An 18816-nucleotide genomic window follows, 5' to 3' on the forward strand; every position below is an offset into this window, starting at 1 on the left:
GCCGCGAAGCGGCCGGATGAGGGGGGCCGGCTCGGCGTTAGACGATGCCGCCTGACCCGCCCGCAACAGCCGGGCGTTCGGCCGCGACCTTGGCGCGGTAGCCCGCCGCCCGGTAGGCGGCGACGGGATCGATGGCGCCGCCGGTGTTCAGCCGCGCCATGGCGAGAATCGGCTCGACATCGGTGCGGTAGGCGGCTTTCAGTGTCTGCGTAGCCATCAGCGCGTCATTGCCGTCCTGAAAGCCTTCCAGCGCCTTGCGGTCGACCAGCAGCGCCTGCGCGTAAGCGCGCTGCACCTCGACCGCCGACAGCATCAGGCTTTCGATCGGATCGGTGACGTTGTGGCTCTGGTCGAGCATGTGGGCTGGATCGAAGCCCTCGGCGCCGGACAGTTCGGCATCGACCAGTTCGTTGAAGACCAGGAACAGCCGGTAGGGATCGATCGAGCCGGCGTCGAGATCGTCGTCGCCGTATTTCGAATCGTTGAAGTGGAAGCCACCGAGTTTTTTGAACTGGATCAGCCGCGACACGATCATCTCGATGTTGACGTTGGGTGCATGGTGGCCGAGGTCGACCAGGCAGAACGCCTTGTCGCCCAATTCCTTGGCGATGAGGTAGTTGGTGCCCCAATCCTGGACGACCGTGGAATAGAAGGCCGGCTCGTACATCTTATGCTCGGTGAACAGCTTCCAGTCCGCCGGCAGCCCTGCGTAGACCTCTTTCATGGCGTCGAGATAGCGCTCGAAGGCTTTGGCGAAATTGACCTGGCCGGGAAAATTCGAGCCGTCGCCGATCCAAACCGTCAACGCCTTGGAACCGAGCGTCTTGCCGATCTCGATGCATTCGAGATTGTGCTCGACCGCCTGCCGGCGCGTGCCGGCGTCGGCATGCGACAGCGAGCCGAATTTGTAGGACAGCCTCTGGTCTTTCGCGTCGGAGAAGGTGTTGGAATTCATGGCGTCGAAGCCGAGACCAAAGCGCGAGGCCGCCTGCTTCAGCCGGTTCGGGTCAGCCTTGTCCCATGGAATGTGCAGCGAAACAGTTGGTGTCGCCTGCGTCAATTGGCTGATGACGGCGCAATCCTCGATCTTGTCGAAGATGTCGCGCGGCTCGCCGGCGCCGGGAAAACGGGCAAAGCGGGTGCCACCGGTGCCGACGCCCCAGGACGGGATGGCCACGGCGAACTTTTCGACCTTGTCGCGGATGGTATCTATGGCGAAGCCGCGGCTGTCGAGGCGTTCGCCGAGCGAGGCGTAGTCGCGGTCGAGGTTGGCCTTGCGGGCGGCGTTGTGGCTGGCGACGAGGTCGGCGGAAATGATCGTTTCGGACAAACTGCTATTCCTCCCAAAATGCGTTCGGCTGGCGCTGCCCCTCATCCGGCCCTTCGGGAGAAGGGAAGCGCTCCGCCGTTAGCTCAGCGCGTGAAGCTCTGCGCGTTGCCGGCGTCGACGTTGATGATGTTGCCGGTCGACTTGGCCGACATGTCGGAAGCGAAGAAATAGATCGCTTCGGCGATGTCTTCGGGAAACACCGAGCGCTTCAGCATCGAGCGCGAGCGATAGTGCTCCTCCAGATCGTCGGTCGACATCTTGTAGGCGGCGGCGCGCTGTTCCTTCCACTCGCCGGTCCAGATTTTTGAACCGCGCAGCACGGCGTCCGGATTGACGACGTTGACCCGGATCTGCGCCTCCGCACCTTCCAGCGCCAGGCAGCGGGCGAGATGGATCTCGGCGGCCTTGGCGGTGCAATAGGCGGCGGCATTGGGCGAGGCGGCGAGGCCGTTCTTGGAAGCAACGAAGACGACGTTGCCGCCGATTTTTTGCACCCGAAACAGCCGGAACGCTTCCCGCGAGACCAGGAAATAGCCCGTGGAGAGGATGTCCATGTTCTTGTTCCACAGCGCCAGCGACGTCTCCTCGATCGGCGCCGAGGAGGCGAGGCCCGCGTTGGACACCAGAATGTCGATGCCGCCGAACTCGACCGCTGTCTCGGCGAAACCGGAGACGACCTGATCCTCCGAGGTGACGTTGATGACCACCGGGCGGACGAAATCCTTGCCATAGGCCTTGGCCAGTTCCTCATTGGCGCTGGCAAGTGCCGCCTCGTCGATGTCGGCCAGCACCACGCAGGCGCCTTCGCGCAGCAACCGGTTCGCGGTCGCGCGGCCGATGCCGCCGGCGCCACCGGTGACCAGCGCGATCTGGCCAGCCAAAGACTTCGGCTTTGGCATGCGCTGCAGCTTCAGATCCTCGAGCAGCCAGTATTCGATGTCGAAAGCTTCCTGCGCCGGCAGGCCGACATAGGACGAGACGGTCGAGGCGCCGCGCATGACGTTGATGGCGTTGACATAGAATTCGCCCGAGATGCGCGCTGTCGCCTTGTCCCCGGCAAAGGTGAACATGCCGACGCCCGGCATCAGGTAGACGACAGCGTTGGGATCGCGAATGGCGGGCGAGTCCGGATGCTTGCAGCTGTCGTAATAGGCCTGGTAGCCGACACGGTAGGCGGCGACATCGTCGGCGAGGCGCGCGATGACGGCATCGACATCAGGCTTGGCCGGATCGAACTCGATGACCAGCGGGCGGATCTTGGTGCGCAGGAAATGGTCCGGGCATGACGTGCCAAGGGCCGCCAGCGGGCGCAAATCCCTGGAATTGACGAATTCGAGCACGGCAGCGGAATCATCGAAATGACCGAGCTTGTGGCTCTTTTCCGAGATCAGGCCACGGATTTTCGGCATCAGTTTTGCCGCGATGGCGCGGCGCTCGCTAGCGTCGAGCGACTTGACCACTTCGCCGCCGAATATGGCGAGGCCCTCGGAGCGACGCTCGAACCACTCGATCGCCTGGTTGATCACCGAGATCGTCGTCTCGTAGCATTCCTTGGGCGTGTCGCCCCAGGTGAACAGGCCATGGCTTTCGAGGATGACGCCCTTGGCGTCGGGATGTTCGAGGCAGAATTTCTCCAGCCACAGGCCGAGTTCGAAGCCCGGCCGCTTCCAGGGCAGCCAGCCGATGGCGTCGCCGAAGATTTCCTTGGTCAGCGCCCTGGAATCCTTCGCTGCGGCAATCGCGATGATGGCATCGGGATGCATGTGGTCGACAAACGGCTTCGGCACATAGGCGTGCAGCGGCGTGTCGATCGAGGCCGCGCGCGGATTGAGGTTGAAGGTGCAGTGGGGCAGGAAGCCGACCATCTCGTCTTCGTGCTCAACGCCGCGATAGAGGCCTTTGAGCGCACGCAACTTGTCCATGTAGAGCGTCGCGAAACCGTCGAGCTTGATCGAGGCGCTGTCGCCGCCGGAGCCCTTGACCCACAGCACTTCGACGGTGTCGCCGGTGAGCGGATCCTTTTGCCAGATCTTGGACGAAGTGTTGCCGCCACCATAGTTGGTGACGCGCTTGTCGGAGCCGAGCGTGTTCGAGCGATAGACCAGAAGCTCGGGATCGCTCATCCCCTGGGCTTTCGCATCATTCCAAAGGTTGGCGAGGCGCGAGCCGGAGCGCTTGTCGAGCATAGGTATCCTCCCTGGGACGCAAAAAACCGCAGTCCATTTTGCCGGGAATGTCTACGCAAGCGGGCCTGATGTCAATCACAAACGATCAAGATCGATCATATTGCACTGCACAATGAAATTATATGATCGGAATTGATTGACACTGCTCGTTTTGAGTGCCTAGATGGCCAGGCAGGGAGGAACCATGCACGAAAAAGAGCGCCACAGGATCATTCTGTCCGCCGTCCAGGAAAAACCTGTGGTGACGGTGCAGGAGATGGTCGACCTGACGGAGTCCTCCGAGGCGACGATCCGGCGCGACATCGCGGCTCTCCACGTGCAAAAGCGCCTGCGCCGGGTGCGCGGCGGCGCCGAGGCGATCTCGCCGCCGCAATTCATCGGCCTGGCCGGCCGGCCCTTTTCTGTCAACGAAACGATCAATGCTTCGCAAAAGCGGGCAATCGCACGCGAAGCGGTCGAATTGTGCGGGGATGGCGAGCCGATCATCATCAATGGCGGCACCACAACCTTCCAGATGGTGCATTTCCTGACCGGCCGCCGCATGCCGATCTTCACCAATTCGTTCCCGATCGCCGAGCATCTGCTCAAGCACTCGAAGAACACGGTGATGCTGTCGGGCGGCACTATCTATCGTGAGCAGAACATCATCCTGTCGCCCTTCGACAATGACGTGACGCGCAACTTTTATGCGCGCCGCATGTTCATGGGCGCTCAAGGGTTGGGGCCCCTCGGCCTGATGGAAGGCGATCCGCTTTTGATCCAGGCTGAACAGAAATTGATCGACCAGGCTGACGAGTTGGTGGTGCTGGTCGATTCCTCGAAGTTCCGCAAACGCTCCAGCCTGATCCTGTGCGGACTGTCGCGCATCGCCACCGTCATCACCGATGACGGTATCGAGGATCGGGAAGCCAAGATGTTGGAGACCGCAGGCGTGACGCTGATCGTCGCCCGCAAGTCGGCAAAGGAAGAATCTTCACTGCAGGCCTGAGACACCCTCACGCCCGCAGCGACGATGGAATGCAACGCTCAAGGGAGGATATTCGATGAGCTTTCTGAAGAAATTGATGGTTACGGCCGCGTTCTCGGCCGCCATGTTCGTGAATTCAGCCTACGCCGCCGAGCACGTCAAGATCGCGCTGGTGGTGAAGTCGCTCGGCAACGGCTTCTTCGATGCCGCCAACAAGGGCGCCGAAGAGGCGGCCAAGGAACTCGGCGATGTCGACATCATCTACACTGGCCCGACCAAGGCGACCGCCGAAGCGCAGATCGAAGTGGTCAACTCGCTGATCGCCCAGAAGGTCAACGCCATCGCGATTTCGGCCAATGACGCCGATGCGCTGGTGCCGGTGCTGAAGAAGGCCATGGAGCGCGGCATCACCGTCATCTCGTGGGATTCGGGCGTCGCCAAGGAAGGCCGCCAGCTTCACCTCAACCCGTCCGACACCGGCCTGATCGGCGAGACCATCATCAAGCTTGCCGCCGACTATTTGCCGGAAGGCGGCGACGTCGCCATCCTGTCGGCTTCCTCGACCGCGACCAACCAGAACGCCTGGATCGACGCGGCCAAGAAAATCCTGCCGGAGAAGTTCCCGAAGATCAAACTCGTCGCCACCGTCTATGGCGATGACGACTCGGCCAAGAGCACCGACGAAGCCAAGGGCCTGCTGAAGTCCTATCCGAACCTCAAGGCGATCATCGCGCCGACCACCGTCGGCGTCGTTGCCGCCGCCCAGGTCGTCACCGACGAGAACCTGATCGGCAAGGTCAATGTCACCGGCCTCGCACTGCCGTCCGAGTTCAAGAAGTTCATCGACAACGGTGCCAGCCAGGCGGTTGCCCTGTGGAACCCGATCGACCTCGGCTACTCCGCCGTCTACCTCGCCCATGATCTGGCGGTGAAGAAGGAAAAGGCCAAGCCCGGTGCGACTTTGTCGATCGGCCGCGTCGGCAAGGTGACGCTCGACGACTCGAACTCGGCTGCGATGGCTCCGCCCTTCCAGTTCGACAAGTCCAACATCGAGAAGTTCTCCAAGATCTATTGATCTGGAACTCTTCAACCTGATGCGGGGGGGGCGCACGCCCCCCCGCGACTTTAAACGGACCTTGTTTCAGGGCTTGATACTGATATGGACACGACAGCCCACAACGGCACGGTGAAGGAGGGGCTTCCGACCCCCGCCCCACGCCTGACGCTGTCCGGCATCTCCAAAAGCTTTCCCGGCGTGCGGGCGCTGCACGATGTCAGCTTGTCGCTCTATCCCGGCCAGGTGACCGCGCTGATCGGCGAAAACGGCGCCGGCAAGTCGACGCTGGTCAAGATCATGACCGGCATCTACCAGCCCGACGCGGGCACAATCAGCATCGACGGCCAGGCCGTCACTCTGCCCGGCGCGCATGCCGCCTTCGGCCATGGCGTCACCGCAATCCATCAGGAAACCGTGCTGTTCGACGATCTGAGCGTCGCCGAAAACATCTTTCTCGGCCATGCGCCACGCACGCGCCTCGGCACCATTGACTGGCGCACGATGCGTAAGAATGCACGCGAAGTGCTCGACACCATGCATGCCGGCCATATCGACGCCGATGCGCGGCTCAGGGATCTCGGCATCGCCAACAAGCATCTCGTTGCCGTTGCTCGCGCCATGTCGATCGACGCACAGATCGTCATCATGGACGAGCCGACCGCCGCTCTTTCGATGAAGGAGATCGAGGAGTTGTTCCTGCTCATCGAATTCCTCAAGGGCGAAGGCAAGGCGATCCTGTTCATCAGCCACAAGTTCGACGAGATCTACCGCATCGCCAACCGTTACACCGTGTTCCGCGACGGCGAGATGGTCGGCGAAGGGCTGATCAAGGATGCTGGCCAGAGCCAGATCGTGCGCATGATGGTCGGCCGCTCCGTCGATCACATCTTTCCGCAGCGCAAGGCCGAGATCGGCGCGCCGGTGCTGTCTGTCGCCGGCCTGTCGCACCCGACCGAGTTCAATGACATCGGCTTCGAGCTGCACAAGGGCGAGATCCTCGGCTTCTACGGCCTTGTCGGCGCAGGCCGCAGCGAAGTGATGCAGGCGATATCGGGCATTACCCGAACCTCAGGCGGTACGATCACGCTGGAAGGCAAGGTGATCGCGCCGAAATCGGCGGCGGATTCAATCGAGGCCGGCATCGTCTATGTGCCCGAGGAACGCGGCAAGCAAGGCGTGGTGATCGGCCTGCCGATCTTCCAGAACGTGTCGCTGCCTTCACTCAAACGCACGTCCAAGTCGGGCCTGCTGCGGCTGTCGGAAGAGTTTTCGCTTGCCCGCTCCTACACCGAGCGGCTCGACCTCCGAGCCTCGTCGCTCAGCCAGGATGTCGGCACGCTGTCGGGAGGCAACCAGCAGAAGATCGTCATCGCCAAATGGCTGGCGACCGCGCCCAAGGTGATCATCCTGGACGAGCCGACCAAGGGCATCGACATCGGCTCCAAGGCCGCCGTGCACGGCTTCATGGCCGAGCTCGTCGCACAGGGCCTGTCAGTGATCATGGTGTCGTCGGAACTGCCCGAAATCCTCGGCATGTCCGACCGCGTCGTCGTCATGCGCGAGGGCCTTGTGGCGGCGGTCTATGACAATAAGGGACTGGATGCCGAGACACTGGTCCGGGCGGCAGCGGGGATCGCGGCATGAAGGCTTTCCTCAAATACCGCGAGATCTGGCTGGCTGCGGCCATCATCGTTTTGATCGGGCTGATCTCGACCCGCTTCCCGGCCTTTGCCGACCCCGGCAATCTGCGCCAGGTGTTCAACGACACCTCAATCCTGATGATCCTGGCGCTCGGCCAGATGGTTGTCATCCTGACCCGCTCGATCGACCTGTCGATGGCCTCCAACCTGTGCTTCACCGGCATGGTGGTGGCGATGCTGAATGCAGCACACCCGGCGATCCCGATCCCGCTGCTGATCATCATCGCGCTCGCCGTCGGGCTGGTTCTCGGCGCCATCAACGGCCTTCTGGTGTGGCGGCTGAACATTCCATCCATCGTCGTCACTTTGGGCACGCTGACCATCTATCGCGGCGCCACCTTCGTCCTGTCCGGCGGCGCATGGGTCAATGCCGACAAGATGAGCCCTGAATTCATCGGCTTCCAGCGCGCGGCCTTCCTTGGCATTCCGGTGCTGTCCTGGATCGCCATCCTGGTCATCGCTCTGTTCTTCGTGCTGATGACGCGCACCGCGCTTGGCCGCTCGATCTACGCCATCGGCGTCAATCCGACTGCGTCGGTCTATACCGGCATCGATGTCGGCCGGACGAAGTTCATCGTCTTCTGCATCTCCGGCATGATCGGCGGCCTTGCCGGTTACCTCTGGATCTCGCGCTACGTGATCGCCTCGGTCGAAGTCGCCAACGGCTATGAGCTCAACATCATCGCCGCTTGCGTCATCGGCGGCATCTCTATCGCCGGCGGCATCGGCTCGGTCGGCGGCGCGGTGCTCGGCGCGCTGTTCCTCGGCATCATCTCCAACGCACTGCCGGTCATCAACATCTCGCCCTTCTGGCAGATGGCGATCTCGGGCAGCGCCATCATCCTGGCCGTGGTGCTCAATGCACGTGGCGAACGCCAGCAGGGACGCATCATCCTGCGAAAAGTGGAGGCGGTGACATGACCGACGTCCCTGCCCCGCGCCATATTCCCGACCGGCTCGACAAGCCGCTCTCCTCGGCGATCTTTTCCTGGGAAGCGCTGCTGGTCGTGGTGGCCGTCGCCATTTTCGCCATCAACAGTTTTGCCTCGCCCTATTTTCTCGACCCCTATTCGCTGTCGGACCTGACCTTCAACTTCACCGAGAAGGGCCTGATCGCCTTCGCCATGGCGCTGCTGATCATTTCGGGCGAGATCGACCTCTCGGTCGCCGCCATCATCGCGCTGGCCTCGACGATGATGGGCATGGCGGTGCAGGCCGGCGCCGGCACGCCGGTGCTGGTTCTGATCGGCATCGTCGTCGGACTCGGCTGCGGCGCCTTCAATGGGCTGCTAGTGACAAGGCTGGGCCTGCCCTCCATCGTCGTCACCATCGGCACGATGAGCCTGTTTCGCGGCATCGCCTTCATCATTCTCGGCGACCAGGCCTATAAGGGCTATCCGGAAAGCTTCGCCTTCTTCGGCCAGGGTTACGTCTGGTGGGTGGTGTCGTTCGAACTGGTGCTCTTCCTGATCGCAGCTGTTGTCTACTGGTTCCTGCTGCACCGGACGAGTTTTGGCCGTCGCGTCTTTGCGATCGGCAACAACCCGATAGCTGCGCAGTTTTCGGGAGTGCGCGTCGGCCGTATCAAATTCATCTTGTTCTGCCTGACCGGGCTGATGTCGGGCATCGCCTCGGTGCTGATCACCTCGCGGCTCGGCTCGACAAGGCCATCGATCGCGCAGGGCTACGAGCTCGAAGTCATCACCATGGTGGTGCTCGGCGGCGTCAGCATTCTGGGCGGCGCCGGCAGCATTGTCGGCGTCGTGCTCGCCGCCTTCATCATGGGACTGGTGACCTTCGGGCTCGGCCTGCTCAACGTGCCCGGCATCGTCATGTCGATCTTCATCGGCCTGCTGCTGATCATCGTCATCGCCCTGCCGATCGTTTGGCGGCGGCTGCGCGGGGGACGCTGATGCCGGAGAAATACGCGTTCAAGATGAAGCTCAAGCCCGGCATGAGGGCTGAGTACAAGAAGCGCCACGACGAGATCTGGCCGTCGCTGGTGGCGCTGCTGAAACAGGCCGGGGTTTCGGATTATTCGATCCATCTCGATGAGGAGACCAACATCCTGTTTGGCGTGCTGTGGCGGCGCGACGACCATGGCATGGCCGACCTGCCGAAGCATCCGGTGATGCAGCGCTGGTGGGCAGACATGGCCGACATCATGGAAACGAAACCGGACAACGAGCCGCTGGCCGTGCCCCTGGAAACCGTGTTCCATATGGCATGAGTGCTCTGCGCCATATCGCCGTCATCGACATCGGCAAGACAAACGCCAAGGTGGCGCTGGTCGATCTCGTTACGCTGAGCGAGGTGGCGTTGCGCCGCATGGCGAATGCACCGCTGCGCCAGGCGCCCTACCCGCATCACGATGTCGAGGCCCTGTGGACGTTCATCCTCAACAGCCTGGCCAGTCTCAACCGCGAACAGCATATCGACGCCATTTCGATCACCACGCACGGCGCGACGGGCGCGCTGGTCGACGCCGCGGGCGAGCTGGTGCTGCCTGTCCTCGACTATGAGTTCGACGGCCCCGACAGGCTGGCTGCCGACTATGACGCGATCCGCCCGCCGTTCACCGAAACCGGCACGCCGCGGCTGCCGCTCGGCCTCAATCTTGGCGCGCAGTTCTTTTGGCAGCAGAAGCGCTTTCCGGCCGAGTTCGCCAGGGCTGCAGCGATGCTGATGTACCCGCAATACTGGGCGCTGCGGCTCACAAGAGTGGCCGCCAACGAGATGACCTCGCTCGGCTGTCACACCGATCTATGGAATCCGTGGGGTGCTGACTTTTCGACGATGGTCGACCGTCTGGATTGGCGCGGCCTGATGGCACCGGTGCGGCCGGCCAGGGATCGCCTTGGCCCGATCCTGCCGGCGCTGGCGGCACGAACCGGCCTTGATCCGCAAACGCCGGTGTTCTGCGGTCTCCACGATTCCAACGCCTCGCTGCTGCCGCATCTTCTGTCGGACGCGCCGCCCTTCTCGGTCGTTTCGACCGGCACCTGGGTGGTGTCTATGGCCGTCGGCGGCAGAGAGATTGCACTCGACGCGGCACGCGATACGCTGGTCAATGTCAGTGCGCTGGGTGAACCCGTGCCGTCGGCCCGTTTCATGGGTGGTCGCGAGTTTTCGCTGCTCACTGCCGACAAGCCGCAGGATTGCAGCGGCAGCGATGTGCTGGCGGTCCTGGCGGACAAGACTTTGCTGCTGCCGTCGACCCAGGAAGGATCAGGGCCGTTCCCGCATCATGCCGCGACGTGGATCAATGCCGACGGCATCGACAACGGCCGGCGTTTTGCCGCCATCTCGTTCTATCTGGCACTGATGACGGCGACCTGCCTGGACCTGATCGGCGCCGACGGCCCGACCACGGTCGAAGGACCCTTTGCCCGCAACCGGCTCTTTGTCCGCATGCTGGCGGCAGCAACCGCACGCAGCGTCGTCGCGTCGGAGGCCGCCACCGGCACCAGCATTGGCGCAGCATTGCTGGCATCGGGTCAGGCAACGACGCACGGCAAGGGCGAGGGAATGGAGCCGCCGACCGACGCGGTCTGGGCCGAATATGTCAGCGCGTGGCGCGCGGCGGTCAAAGCGCAGGGCTGATCACAGGATCCGCTTGCCGAAGGCAGACATGACGAAGTTCACCGTGTCGGTGCCGATCCGCGGCTCCAGATCCGCGGTCAGGCCTGAAACATCCATGGACAGCAGGCCACCGGAGAGCGCGATCGCCTCCATCGCCTGATGCGTCTCGCGCACCGTCAGCCCACCGGAGCCGGCCGCCCAGCCGGCGAATTCGGTGGCCGTCGGCGAATAGCTGACATGAAAGCCCTGCGTGCCCGATGTGACGATGCGGATCGCCTCATGCATCAGGTCGCGCATGCCCATGGCGTCGATGTCGGTCATGGTGAAGGCCGATACCCGCGAATCCTTCAGCACCCGCGCCTCGGCCGGATCGGCATGGCGCAGGCCGACGATCACGACATTTTCCGGCGACAGCTGCGGCTGCAGCGCGCCGGCCTTATGGTCGAGACCAAGGGTACGCGCCAACACCGACGCTTCCGGCAGGTCGATGCGGTCCTCGTCCTCGGGCATCAGGGCAGCGATGGAATCGATCCAGATAAGGCCGAAAGAATGGGTCGCGCGCGCCGTCGCTGTCAGCGCCTTGTGGGCGACGCGACGGTCGGTGCCGACGGTCAGCCGGATCATGCCCGAGGGCGGCCGTTCTATATCGGCGAGTTCGACGACGTCGAAATTCATTGCTTCCAGTCGCGCGCCGGTACCCTCGCGGGCGAGGATGCGGGCGGCTTCCTGTTCGGCGGAGATCGACACCATTCTGCGGCCGGAAAAGTCGGCGACGTCGTGCATCGGCGCCTTCTCGACATATTCCGAGGTCATAGCCAACAACATAGCGCCGTAGCTCATGCGGAAGGCGACGCGGTCGCCGACGGTGGGCCGCGGATCGGCGTCTTGCACGTCGAGCAGCAGATGGTCGCTGGAGGCGCCGAGCACGCGTATCCCTTTGGCGATGGGAGTCAGTCCTTCAACCAGCACGTCCTCGCGGCCGATGTTGGCGATGGCGCGCAGCCGGTCGCCCTCGTCGGGGAAAACGGGCTGGTTGCCGAAAGCGTCGTAACCGGACTCGCCGATCGGCCGCGACGGCTTGAGCTTGACCTCGATGATATCGCTGGTCAGGCGGCAGGCATCTGGTTCGAGTTCCGGCCACGGCACGTCGCGGAAGGTTTCGACGCCACCTTGCAGGATCGCTTCGCCGACCCTGAGATTGTTGATGCCGGCGGGCAGCTTGCCTTCGAGCAGCAGCGTCAGCGACGAGGAGGCGCCGCCCGATATCCAGTCGAGGCTTTTGCCCGACAGGCGCTCGGTTTTGTAAGCATGGGCGACGAGCTGGCCAAGATTCTCCGGTGTCGGCATGATGGCGCCGAAACAGCCGAGATTGGTGCCAATGCCGGCAATGCGCACGCCCTTGAATTCGAGGATGCGCTCAACCGTGGGGATCAGGTCGTTCGGCCAGATGCCTTCGCGGAGGTCGCCAAGGTCGATCATCAGCATGATGTCGTGGACGCGGCCCATGCGCTCGGCGATGCGCGAAATCTCGCGAATGGTGGCGAGTTCCGATTGCAGGCTGATGTCGACGGTGCGCACCACCTCCTCGACGCGTGCCATGGGCGGGCTGCGCAGCAGCATGATCGGCGCGTTGATGCCGCTGTCGCGCAGCCGGCGGATGTTTTCGAAACGCGATTCGGCAATGCCGGCGACGCCGCCGCGCAGCATGGCGCGCGCCACTTGCGGCATGCCGCACGTGCCCTTGGTGACACCGAACACCTCGATATCAGACAGTGCACAGCGGTCGACGATGGTACGGGCGTTGCGCTCGATGCGGCCAAGGTCGATGGCGACTTGCGGTCCCGACATTTTTTCACTCAGGGTTTGTAGAATCTGTCAGTCAGAAGCATCGTCCAGATCGTCGTCAAAACTTGTCAAACTTGGCGCGGTGACGGTCTCAATGTTGGAAACCAGAGCAATTGTGTGTGGGCACGTCTTTCGATCGGAGAGGCCTGTAACACTGGTCGTTCATCATTCCGATGGTGAGTGGCAACTGACGTGCGGCGAACATGATCACCCCGCGGACTGCGGAGATTTCGAAGTCGTCGGTTTCGGCCATTTGACCGCAAGACAGGACAATCTGGCACAGATTGGCCAGCTTGAGCGCGGATGGCTCGCTGAATGGGTGCGGGGAGAATGGACTCGATGCCAGCACGACGATTAGTGCTCCCTCAGTTGACGTAGACCAATCCCTGCGGGTCGATCTCCGGCTTGCGGCCGGCAACGAGGTCGGCGAGGAATTTGCCCGAGCCGCAGGCCATGGTCCAGCCGACATGACCGTGGCCGGTGTCGAGGTAAAGGTTGCGGTATTTCGCCTGGCCGATGACCGGCACGGAGTTCGGCATCATTGGCCGCAGGCCTGCCCAGAGTACGGCTTTCTTCTCGTCGAAGGCGCCGGGGAACAGGTCCTTTCCGGTCCTGAACATGGTGGCGAAATCGCTGGGTTTGTGGGTGCGGTCGAAGCCGGTGAATTCGGCGGTCGAAGCCAACCGCAATCGATCGCCAAGGCGCGAATAGGCCATCAGCTGGTCCTCGTCGGCGCCACCCATGGTCGGCCCCTTGCTCTCGTCTTCCAGCGGAATGGTCGCGGTATAGCCCTTCACCGGATAGACCGGCAGGTCGATGCCATAGCGGCGGCCGAGCAGGCCGCTTTCCGGGCCCATCGAAATGACCACGGCATCGCCGGTGATGGGGCCGGCGGAGGTCATCACCGCGCGCACGCGGTCGCCGTCTATATCGAGGCCTTCGACCGTGGTGTCGAACAGGAATTTGACGCCAAGCTTTTCGCGCGCATAGGCGGCGAGATTGTCGACGAACATTCTGGAATCGCCGGTCTGGTCGATCGGCGAATAGACGCCGCCGGCGATCTTTTCCTTCACCCCGGCCAAACCGGGTTCGAGCTCGACCAGCCGGTCGCGGCCAACGATCTCGATCGGCAGGCCATGCTCGGCGAGATAGCGGTAATTGTCGGTGCCGGTGTCGAGGCTGTGCTGCGAGCGGAAGAAATAGAGGATGCCCTTCTTGCGCTCGTCATAGTGGATGCCCGTGTCGGCCGAGATGGCGTTGATGCAATCTCTGGAATAGAGCGCCAGCCGCAGCTTGACCTGGCTGTTGGCGCGTAGCCGCGCCACGGTGCACTGGCGCAGGAAGCGCAGGCTCCAGGCCAGAAAATAGGGATCGAAGCGCAGCCGCACCTTGATGCCGAGATCATGGTTGTAGAGCGCGCGCAAAAATGTCTTCAGAGCCGCCGGCGAGGCCCAGGCGGTGGCATCGCCCGGCGACACCAGGCCGGCATTGGACTGGCTGGTGCCACACGCCGGCGCCGGATGGCGCTCGATCACGGTGACCTCGTGGCCATCGGCGGCCAGATAATAGGCGGCCGCCGTACCGACAACGCCGGCTCCAAGCACCACTATCTTCATGCCATCCCCCAAAGCTGGTCGCGGCGCGGCGCCTCCACGCTGCGTCGCGAATGCCTTCCATAGCGCTTCGCCGCGCGCCTTGCGAGCCCTGAGGGTTGGCTCAGCCCCGCGCGGAATTCTTGCTGGTCAGGATACGTTCCCAGGCGAGCGCGTCGGCAACGATCTGGTCGAGGTCGTCGCGTTGCGGCGTCCAGCCGAGTTCCGCCCGGGCGAGGTCCGAATTGGCGACCACGGCCGCCGCATCGCCGGGACGCCGGTCGCCCATCTTGACCTCGAAATCATGGCCGAAGGCGCGCCGCACGCTCTCAATGACCTCGAGCACGGAATAGCCATGGCTGTAACCGCAATTGGCGACGAGGCTCGTGCCCCCGGCGCGCAGCCGTTGCAGGGCCAGGCGATGCGCCGCGGCTAGGTCACTGACATGGATATAGTCGCGCATGCAGGTGCCGTCTGGCGTCGGATAGTTGGTGCCGAACACCTGCATGAACGGGCGCTTGCCGAGTGCCGTCTCGCAGGCGACCTTGATCAGATGGGTGGCGCCCGGCGTCGACTGGCCGGTGCGACCCTTCGGATCGGCGCCGGCGACGTTGAAATAGCGCAGCGCCGTGTAGCGTATGGGATGCGCTGTCGCCGCGTCGCGCAGCATCCATTCGCTCATCAACTTGGACAGGCCGTAAGGCGATTCCGGCGCCAGGCGGGCATCCTCGCGCACCGGCTCCAGCCCGGCGCCGCCATAGACGGCGGCGGTCGAGGAAAAGATGAAATTGGGCACGCCCTCGCGCACCGCGGTTTCGATCAGCGTGCGCGTCTTCGAAGTGTTGTTCTCGTAATAGGCAAGCGGGTCGGCGACCGATTCCGGGACCACGATGGAGCCGGCGAAATGGATGATGGCGTCGACCTTGTTCTCCCGGATGATCGATCCGACCAATTCCTTGTCGGCGACATCGCCAACGACGAGCTTTGCTTCCGGCGCCACCGCCCATTCGAAGCCGGTGGAAAGCCGGTCGAGAACGACCACACTTTCGCCGGCATCCAGCAATTCCCAGACCATGTGGCTGCCGATATAGCCGGCACCGCCTGTTACCAACACTGTCATCCGCGACCTCGCATCTCAAGATTTTTCGGAAACTGTCTCAACCCCCGCTCTACTGGAAAGTCCGCCGCGTGGCCATTAGAACCCTTGGTAACCGGCGTTCACCAAATTTGGCATCGTGCTGAAACAAAGTTGATCCACATCAAAGGAATAGGCCACGATCCGTGGTCGTTAGGAACAGGTCCGGGGCGTGGCATTTTGACCAAAATGGTCCGGTGGACGACCAATAGGGCAATGATTATGATCCCGCGCAAAATTGGGAAGCCGACATGAACTACCAGCGGTTCTTCGAAGAAGCGATCGACCAGCTCCACGCGGAGCGTCGCTATCGTGTCTTCGCCGACCTTGAGCGTATCGCGGGCAAGTTTCCGCGCGCCATATGGCGTTCCAATGGCCGTGCCGAGGAAATCACCGTCTGGTGTTCCAACGACTATCTCGGCATGGGCCAGCATCCCGATGTCATCGCCGCGTTCCAGGAAGCGGCCGGCAAGATGGGTTCGGGCGCCGGCGGCACCCGCAACATTTCCGGCACTTCCAACCCGCTGGTCGAGCTCGAGCATGAGCTTGCCGACCTGCACGGCAAGGACGCCGCCCTGGTCTTCACCTCCGGCTTCGTCTCCAACGAAGCGTCGATTTCGACCATTGCGCGGCTTTTGCCCAACTGCCTGATCATCTCGGACGAGCTGAACCACGCCTCGATGATCGAGGGTGTGCGGCGCTCGGGCGCCGAGAAGAAGATCTTCCGCCACAACGATGTCGCGCATCTGGAAAGCCTGTTGCAGGCGGCGGGGCGCGAGCGCGCCAAGCTGATCGTCTTCGAAAGCGTCTATTCGATGGACGGCGACATCGCGCCGATCAGAGAGATCGTCGAACTCGCCGAGCGCTACAACGCCATGACCTATATCGACGAGGTCCATGCGGTGGGCATGTACGGGCCGCGCGGCGGCGGCATCACCGAGCGCGAGGGCCTGGCCGACCGTATCGACATCATCGAAGGCACGCTGGCCAAGGCGTTCGGCACGTTGGGCGGCTACATCACCGGCACCAGTGCAGTCATCGACGCGGTGCGCTCCTATGCGCCGGGCTTCATCTTCACCACGGCGCTGCCGCCAGCGATCGCCGCGGCGGCAACCACCTCGATCCGCCATTTGAAGCGCTCGCAGGCCGAGCGCGACGCACAGCAGCAGCAGGCGAGCCGGACCAAGCAGATCCTGTCGGCGGCCGGTTTGCCGGTGATGGAGTCGCCAACCCATATCGTGCCGGTGCTGGTCGGAGACCCCGAGCTCTGCAAGATGGCCAGTGACCGCCTGCTCGGCGTGCACGGCATCTACATCCAGCCGATCAACTACCCGACCGTGCCGCGCGGCACGGAGCGGCTGCGCATCACGCCGACACCGTTCCATTCCGACACGCTGATCGCGGGGCTGCAGGACGCGCTGATCGAGACCTGGGATGCGCTGGGCATTCCCTACGGCTCCGCCGGCCGGCCCACTGTCGCCAAGAGCGACCGGATCGTTCCTCTGCTGGTGCCGAAGTCGGGCGGTTGAAGCCCGTTTGAAACTCTACTCTGACGGCCATCTGACGCAGGTTTCTGCGCTTCCGGTGCTCACGGAACTGAATGTCCACCGCGCTCCGGTTCTCGAAACCCACGCCAGCCGACTCGTCGGAGCGATTTTCAATTCGGGCTTCGTCGGCGGCTCAGCTAGACGGTTTTCATCCATTTCGCCAGTCGATGCGCCGCTTCCTCGACCTGGTCGAGGCGGCGGTGGAAGCACAGCCTGAGGAAGGCTTCGCCGCCGGGACCGAAGGCGGTGCCCGGCGCCAGGCCGACATTGGCCTTGTCGACGATGTCGAAGGCCGCCGTGCGGGAATCGGTGATGCCGTCGACGGTGAAGAACAGATAGAAGGCGCCCTGCGGCACGGTAAACCTTGCGCAGCCGGTGGCGCCAAGAATGCCGCAGACCAGGTCGCGTGCTTTCCTCGCCCGCTCCACCTGTTCGGCGACGAAACCATCGCCCTCGTCAAGGGCTGCGACCGCGCCGCGCTGCATGAACTGAGCGACGCCGGAATTCGAATACTGGATCAGGTTCTCGAACACCTGCTGCAGGCTAGGATGCGTCTTGATCCAGCCGACACGCCAGCCGGTCATCGCCCAGTTCTTTGAAAAGGAGTTGACGAACAGGATGCGGTCTTCCTCTGTCGCGATGTCGAGGAAGGACGGCGCGCGGCCATGGCCATAGTGGAACAGCGAATAGATCTCGTCGGCGATGATCCAGACATTCCTGGCGCGTGCGAGATCGAGGATCGCCTGCAAGGTCTCATGATCGGCGGTCCAGCCGGTCGGGTTCGACGGCGTGTTGATGAACAGCGCCTTTGTACGCGGCGTGATCGCCGCGGCGATCTTCTCGACGTCACAGGACCAGCCATTGCCGGAATGGTCGAGCGTGACCGCCACCGGAACAGCTCCCGACAGGGCGGCGGCGGCATCGAAATTCGGCCAGGCTGGCGACAGATAGATCACCTCGTCGCCCGCGCCGGCGAGAGCGGTGAGCGACATCTGGATGGCATGCATGCCGGATCCGGTGACGATGAATTGTTCCTCGGGGAACGTCTTGCCGAAATGCCTGGCGTAGTAGCGTGACAGCGCCTGCCTGAGATCCGGAATGCCCCGCTGCCAAGTGTAGAACGTCTCGCCGCCGGCCAGCGCTTTCGACGCGGCATCGGTGATGAAGGCGGGTGTCGGCAGATCACCCTCGCCGGCCCAGAGCGGGATCAGACCCTCACGCAGGCGGCCGTAATTGACGACGGCGACAATGCCGCTTTCCGGTGCGGCGCGGGCTTCAGCGCGAAAGCTGTCGATCAGGCTCATGGACAAATCCGTTTTTGATTAGGGCTGCCGCTCTTTACCAGATGCTAGAACAGAAAACCCCGGCCGCGAACGGCCGGGGTTTTGGTCCAGCAATACCTGGCTGAATTATCGCTTCGCGAGCAGATCGCGGATTTCGGTGAGCAATGCGACATCAGCCGGCGGCGGTGCTGCGGGCGCAGCAGGCTTCTCGCGCTCGAGCTTCTTACGCAGATTGTTCACGGCCTTGACCATGAGAAAGATGATGAAGGCGAGGATGAGGAAGTTCAGCACCGCGGTGATGAAGCTGCCATAGGCGAGGACGGCGCCGTGCGCCTTGGCATCAACAAGCGTCGTGGCCTTGTTGTCCAAGGACAGCGGCAGGAAATAATTGTTGAAATCCAGTCCGCCGAAAATCGCGCCGACAATCGGCATGATGACGTCGTCGACCAACGACTTGACGATAGTGCCAAAGGAAGCGCCGATGATGACGCCGACCGCAAGGTCCATCACGTTGCCTTTGGAAATGAATTCCTGGAATTCTTTCAGCATTCGACCCTCCTTGTCATGACCGGCCGCGCTGCCGCTCCGTCCT

General features: G+C 62.9%; 15 protein-coding genes. 8 read left to right on the plus strand and 7 right to left on the minus strand.

The features are described 5' to 3' along the window. Positions 1 to 37: 37 nt before the first annotated feature. The gene (gene rhaI, locus HGP13_RS35365) at positions 38 to 1330 is read right to left on the minus strand and encodes an L-rhamnose catabolism isomerase (protein ID WP_246707240.1); all 1293 of its coding nucleotides are present in this window, start codon (positions 1328 to 1330) and stop codon (positions 38 to 40) included. An 83-nt stretch (positions 1331 to 1413) separates the two neighbouring features. After that, positions 1414 to 3516 carry a bifunctional rhamnulose-1-phosphate aldolase/short-chain dehydrogenase gene (locus HGP13_RS35370; protein ID WP_172234482.1) on the minus strand — a complete coding sequence of 701 codons (2103 nt, stop codon included), beginning with the start codon at positions 3514 to 3516 and terminating at the stop codon, positions 1414 to 1416. A 184-nt stretch (positions 3517 to 3700) separates the two neighbouring features. Between HGP13_RS35370 and HGP13_RS35375 the strand changes: the two genes are divergently transcribed. The 7 genes from HGP13_RS35375 to HGP13_RS35405 all read left to right on the plus strand — a co-directional run bounded on the left by HGP13_RS35375 (position 3701) and on the right by HGP13_RS35405 (position 10843). Next, positions 3701 to 4504 (plus strand): DeoR/GlpR family DNA-binding transcription regulator, encoded by an 804-nt coding sequence (locus HGP13_RS35375; RefSeq protein ID WP_013897232.1) that lies wholly within the window; start codon positions 3701 to 3703, stop codon positions 4502 to 4504. Positions 4505 to 4559: 55 nt separating this feature from the next. Then, complete coding sequence (rhaS, locus tag HGP13_RS35380) at positions 4560 to 5558, plus strand: rhamnose ABC transporter substrate-binding protein (protein WP_172234483.1); 999 nt, start codon at positions 4560 to 4562, stop codon at positions 5556 to 5558. 84 nt (positions 5559 to 5642) lie between these two features. Then, entirely contained in the window at positions 5643 to 7184 is a 1542-nt protein-coding gene (locus HGP13_RS35385; RefSeq protein WP_172234484.1) for a sugar ABC transporter ATP-binding protein, read from the plus strand. Continuing rightward, the gene (locus HGP13_RS35390; RefSeq protein WP_172234485.1) at positions 7181 to 8161 is read left to right on the plus strand and encodes an ABC transporter permease; all 981 of its coding nucleotides are present in this window, start codon (positions 7181 to 7183) and stop codon (positions 8159 to 8161) included. Before HGP13_RS35385 ends, HGP13_RS35390 begins: the two co-directional genes overlap by 4 nt. Further along, positions 8158 to 9153 carry an ABC transporter permease gene (locus HGP13_RS35395; RefSeq protein WP_172234486.1) on the plus strand — a complete coding sequence of 332 codons (996 nt, stop codon included), beginning with the start codon at positions 8158 to 8160 and terminating at the stop codon, positions 9151 to 9153. The genes HGP13_RS35390 and HGP13_RS35395 overlap by 4 nt, the downstream gene beginning before the upstream one ends. Beyond that, on the plus strand, positions 9153 to 9470 hold the full coding sequence (gene rhaM, locus HGP13_RS35400; protein WP_172234487.1) for an L-rhamnose mutarotase: 318 nt from the start codon (positions 9153 to 9155) through the stop codon (positions 9468 to 9470). The genes HGP13_RS35395 and rhaM overlap by 1 nt, the downstream gene beginning before the upstream one ends. Beyond that, a complete protein-coding gene (locus tag HGP13_RS35405) occupies positions 9467 to 10843 on the plus strand; it encodes an FGGY-family carbohydrate kinase (RefSeq protein WP_172234488.1) in 1377 nt (458 codons plus the stop codon). Before rhaM ends, HGP13_RS35405 begins: the two co-directional genes overlap by 4 nt. Here the strand turns inward: HGP13_RS35405 and HGP13_RS35410 are convergent, their stop codons facing one another. The 3 genes from HGP13_RS35410 to galE form a co-directional block, all read right to left on the minus strand. Beyond that, the gene (locus HGP13_RS35410; protein ID WP_172234489.1) at positions 10844 to 12670 is read right to left on the minus strand and encodes an alanine racemase; all 1827 of its coding nucleotides are present in this window, start codon (positions 12668 to 12670) and stop codon (positions 10844 to 10846) included. A 362-nt stretch (positions 12671 to 13032) separates the two neighbouring features. Beyond that, positions 13033 to 14283 carry a D-amino acid dehydrogenase gene (locus HGP13_RS35415; protein ID WP_172234490.1) on the minus strand — a complete coding sequence of 417 codons (1251 nt, stop codon included), beginning with the start codon at positions 14281 to 14283 and terminating at the stop codon, positions 13033 to 13035. A gap of 100 nt (positions 14284 to 14383) precedes the next feature. Beyond that, positions 14384 to 15379, minus strand: a complete 996-nt coding sequence (gene galE, locus HGP13_RS35420; RefSeq protein WP_172234491.1) for a UDP-glucose 4-epimerase GalE — start codon at positions 15377 to 15379, stop codon at positions 14384 to 14386. Positions 15380 to 15645: 266 nt separating this feature from the next. Between galE and hemA the strand changes: the two genes are divergently transcribed. Next, positions 15646 to 16923, plus strand: a complete 1278-nt coding sequence (gene hemA, locus HGP13_RS35425) for a 5-aminolevulinate synthase (RefSeq protein WP_172234492.1) — start codon at positions 15646 to 15648, stop codon at positions 16921 to 16923. Between the two features lie 155 nt (positions 16924 to 17078). Here hemA and HGP13_RS35430 read toward each other — a convergent pair whose 3' ends face one another. Both HGP13_RS35430 and mscL read right to left on the minus strand, forming a co-directional pair. Then, the gene (locus HGP13_RS35430; protein ID WP_172234493.1) at positions 17079 to 18245 is read right to left on the minus strand and encodes a pyridoxal phosphate-dependent aminotransferase; all 1167 of its coding nucleotides are present in this window, start codon (positions 18243 to 18245) and stop codon (positions 17079 to 17081) included. Positions 18246 to 18350: 105 nt separating this feature from the next. After that, entirely contained in the window at positions 18351 to 18773 is a 423-nt protein-coding gene (gene mscL / locus HGP13_RS35435; RefSeq protein ID WP_027043436.1) for a large conductance mechanosensitive channel protein MscL, read from the minus strand. Positions 18774 to 18816 lie beyond the last annotated feature (43 nt).

Source organism: Mesorhizobium sp. NZP2077, assembly GCF_013170805.1.
Lineage (GTDB): Bacteria > Pseudomonadota > Alphaproteobacteria > Rhizobiales > Rhizobiaceae > Mesorhizobium.